Genomic DNA, 1,006 nt, shown 5'->3' with positions numbered 1-1,006 from the left:
CGCGTCTCAATGCAAACCACTGGCAAGCCGGCTTTGGCAAGCCCCTCGAACAGCCATTGCGACAAAGGTCCGGCTTCAAGCCCGACCCGCTGCAACCGCCAGGCGGGATCCTTGAGCACCCGCGCAACATCCTCAGGATGGGTCGGCACCTTCACCTCGCGGCACGCCGTGCCCGTTTCGTCGACGATGCAAATTGCGGTCTCTTTCACCGAGACGTCCAATCCTGCATAATGTTTCATGCTGCGCTTCTCCTTCCTGATGGCTTGTTGCTGTTCCGGGGAACCGACCACGTTTTATCATCAGCTCGAAGCGCAGCACCTTGATGGCATCACCGCCAAACGATGAGGCTCAAGCCGAATACCCCATCTGTCGATCACGCCAGCCGAAGGACTGGCCTCGCGCCCGGCTCGCTCGCGATCCAGCATCAGCGCCACGTCGTGGATGGTCTGGAACAGAAAGCGCCGCGCCAACTCGCGGAACCAGCCGTAGACCGTCTGTCAGGGGCCGAAATGGATCGGCAGCATCCGCCAACCCAACCGGAGCGGACCAGGTAGCGCACGGCGTTGACCACCTCTCGGAAATCAACCTCGCGCGGACGGCCGCGACGCCCAGGCTTGGGCATCAGCGGTGCGAACTGCTCCCACTCTTCGTCCGTCAAATCAGACGGGTAGCGCTTGGTCTTCTTGCCAATCTGGGCCATCCGGCCACGGAAAGTTGGCGACCAGGATAGTCCAGCGCTAGTTTGGAAGGTGGAGAACATTCCATGAGGGGCAGTGCTGGGCTGTATAGACTCGTAACAGAAACCCCATATTTTTTTGGGCTGGACACTCAAACGGTCATGACCTCTGGGCGCCGGGTTGTATGGTAGTATCGCGGAGCCAGATGGGGTGATTGGGGTCTTTGCCGAGCCCGGATAAGGGCGGCTGCTCCTGTCGAGATGTGAGAACGTGGTCGATGTTGATTCGCCACAAGCATCGGGAAGGAGCAGCCATGAAGTATTTTGCCG

The 1,006-nt window shown here is 59.8% G+C and carries 2 pseudogenes; both read right to left on the bottom strand.

Going from position 1 to position 1,006, the window contains the following annotated elements:
• Positions 1 to 239, bottom strand: a pseudogene (locus PU724_RS33785) (IS110 family RNA-guided transposase); the annotation flags it as partial.
• Between the two features lie 102 nt (positions 240 to 341).
• Positions 342 to 760, bottom strand: a pseudogene (locus PU724_RS33780) (transposase); the annotation flags it as partial.
• Between the last annotated feature and the right edge of the window lie 246 nt (positions 761 to 1,006).

The sequence above is a fragment of the Mesorhizobium abyssinicae genome, assembly GCF_049887195.1.
GTDB lineage: Bacteria > Pseudomonadota > Alphaproteobacteria > Rhizobiales > Rhizobiaceae > Mesorhizobium > Mesorhizobium abyssinicae.
This window is presented reverse-complemented; position numbering and strand designations above follow the sequence as displayed.